The organism is Acinetobacter sp. M5A5_2a (assembly GCF_053345265.1).
Genome location: NZ_JBKEZV010000005.1, coordinates 1 through 3,511 on the forward strand (window position 1 = coordinate 1; position 3,511 = coordinate 3,511).

At 38.0% G+C, this 3,511-nt stretch carries 1 protein-coding gene; it reads left to right on the top strand.

Annotated elements, in window-relative coordinates:
• Positions 1–3,511: two-partner secretion domain-containing protein (locus ACLBWE_RS08755; RefSeq protein ID WP_447602381.1), on the top strand; the 3,511-nt coding region annotated here is incomplete at both ends.

A 3,511-nucleotide genomic window follows, 5' to 3' on the forward strand; every position in this document is an offset into this window, starting at 1 on the left:
CTCAGGCATTTCATCAGCTCTGGCAAGTGAAAGCACTGGTTGCCAGTATGAGTTTATGGATGCCTTTAGCACCTGCGTATGCTGCTATTGTGGCTGACAGTGCTGCAAATGCTGCGAATAGAGCAGTCATTGCTGCTGGTAAGAATGCAGCAGGTACAGTCGTTCCTGTCGTCAATATTCAAACTCCCAAAAATGGGATATCCCATAATATTTATAAACAGTTTGATGTACTGGCTGAAGGGGCAGTCCTGAATAACAGCCGCCAAGGGGCTACGACACAAACCGTAGGGAACGTTGCAGCCAACCCATTTTTAGCCACAGGTGAAGCGCGAGTTATTTTAAATGAAGTAAATTCATCAGCCGCTTCACGCTTTGAAGGAAACTTAGAAGTTGCAGGGCAAATGGCAGATGTGATTATTGCCAACCCGTCTGGTATTAGCATTAAAGGTGGTGGCTTTATTAATGCCAATAAGGCAATTTTTACTACGGGTAAACCTCAGTTAAATGCCGATGGCAGTATCAAACAGTTTACGGTTGACCAAGGTAAAATTACGGTTTCAGCGAACCCTAATACTAAATTTGGCTTGGGGGGAAATAATAACGATGCAAACTATGTAGACCTCTATGCCCGTGCACTAGAACTCAGTGCTGAACTACGTGCCAAAAATGATATTCAGGTCATTGCCGGAGCGAATAATGTCAGTGTAGATTTACAGGATGTTACGGCTAAAACAGGCACAGGAACCGCACCTACATTAGCGGTGGATGTTAAAGCGCTGGGTGGAATGTACGCCAACAACATCTATTTGATGGGAACTGAAAAAGGTTTGGGCGTGACTAACGCAGGGACTATTCAGGCGGTAAACAATCTGGTGATTACCAGTGCCGGAAAAATTGAGCACAGTGGCACAATTAGTTCGACCAGTAAAACCCAAGGTTTAGTGAGTGTACAAACAACGGGTACTGGTGCAGCTGCCGATATCAACTCATCAGGCAGTATTAATAGTAATAGCATGATAAATATCGACTCTGGCAATAACCTGAATGTAAATGCTAAAGAAATTATTATTAATAACGGTAGCTTGGCTTCTTCACCTTTAATCGTTAATGCCAAAGGCAATATTAATCTGGCGGCTGATACACGCATTATGGATGATTCACAAGGTGGGGATGTCTATATTGATGCAGCGAATATCAATCTTGCCGCTGGATCAGAACTCAAAAGTAACCGTGGTACAGCAACCATACAGGTACAAAAAGACTTGGTCGCAGCTAAAGGGGCAAAACTGATTGCTGCCCAAGATCTAAATGTATTGAGTAATGGTAAGTTATCACTTACTGAGAACCATATACAGGCATCATTAGGTTCAATCAATCTACAAGCAAATTCAGCTAATACTCAAAATCTGATTGATCTCCAAGGCGGAACGATTTATGCAGGTAAAGATCTCAATCTTTATAGTTCAGGAGATCTAAATCTAAAGAATCTTGGATTTTCACTTGAGAACACTGCAACACGTGTGAAGAACATTAAAGGCTACAGTGGACGTAATCTGGTCTGGAATAATGCTGACAAGGCGCTTCCGCTTATTACTGGCATGGTTCAGCTTGATGCAGCCAATAATTTAACCGTTACGGCAAAAGAAATTTCTAACAAAGACAGTATTCAACTACATGCCAATCAAATAGCACTAAATAGTGCACTGACTTCACAAAAGAATATTGATGTAAGTTCTGAAATTGCTGATCTTGTTTTAAGTCAGGTACTCAAGGCTCAAGGTGATATTAATCTAACCGCACTTGCTGGTGGAGTTACTGCAAATAGCTTAAAGGCTACATCTTCGGCTGGAAAGATTTCTATACTCGCGAATAAAAATATAAATTTAAACTCGACCCAGACAAGCAAGGCGATGCCTTCGGCTGATAAAGATGAACTAACGACTGATCAGTCTGTTATTAGTGGTTTAAAAGGCGTAACGCTTGGCTCGATTGGTGATGGCACCGTTAACTTGCAATCAGTACAAGTTAATGCGAGTCAGGGTGATATATTAGTTTCGAGTAATAATGGAATAAATCTAAAGGCTAATACAGATGTATTTGTTACTGGAAATAAGGGCCAATTTAAAACGATAAATAATGTTCTAAAAGGACAAACCGTTTCGATAGAAAATAGTAAATCCGATATTAAAATCCAAAATACAGATCTAGGCTCTACGGTTGGTAAACTTGCGATCAATAGTAGAGCAGGCATGAGCACAATTATCGATAGTGTATTAACGTCAAAAGGTAATACAGAACTCTATGCAAAAGATTTACTGACTTTACAGGGCGTGAATGCTACTTCAGACCAGCATTTGGCGATAAGCTCTGGTCGTACAGTTTATAGCAATGCCGAGTATACGCCAGCGACCAAATGGATTGCGGATAAAGTCACTAACTTAACATCTAAGGGTGTTACCTCTGTAACGGCTACAGGCAACCAAGTATTACAAAATACAAATTTAACGGGTGGGGCTGTTTTATTAGAGGCAGGCGGTTTTATTGCAGGTCAGACTGGATTGAACTTAAATGCGGTCGGAAGTGATTTACTCAAGAATGATACAAAGTTAAATAGTTTAAATGGTGACCTAACAATTCAAACCAATTCTAACTTAACCATTGATCCAAAAGTTTATAGTCTAAAGGCGGTAGGTGATATTGAACTCGTTTCTAAAACTGGCACTTTGACTTTAAAAGGCTATGGTGGAACAACCGGTAATGGATCAGAACAAGTTGTTAAGTTGGATACAGCAAATGGTGGAATCAATTTAGAAGGTGCTAAAGTTGATATTCAAGGTTCACAGTTAACAGCACAAAAAGATATTAAGATCGTTTCAAGTAAAGATGATGTGCTAGTTGATGGATTGAAAAATTCATTACAAAATTTGAAATCTAAAAAATATACTCAAATTTCAATTGATAATTTTAACAATATTAAAAATAATCTTGATAGCTTAATGAATTCGGTAGAATACCAAGATTATAAAAAAAAATTGAGTACAATAAATACCATACGGGGACATGCTCAAATGGCGGATTTCAGTGGAAACTACGCTCTTGCAATGGATCTGAGAAAAAAAGCTCTTGAAATTGAGAAAAATTTAAGCTCATATAATATATTGTTGGATACAATTAAATTAAATGAAAAAGAGTTAAAAGATACTGAAATATTAAAAAATCTATTTGATTCAAATGTAAGTGGTTCAGAACATATTGAAACTAATTTAATTTCAAAATCAGGAAATATAAATATTACCTCTGCTAAAGGTTTATCTATTAGTGGTGGAAATATTTCTGCTCAATCGGGTCAGGTTAATTTAGAAGCAAGTGGAGTTTTAGCTGAACAATATAAATCGACAATTAATGGTGGGGCTAATCAGCCACCAAAATCATTAAATGCAAGTATTATTATTGATGGTCATACAGATTTTTATGAGAAAGGTACTGAAAGTGAAGGAAATTATAGTTTCCG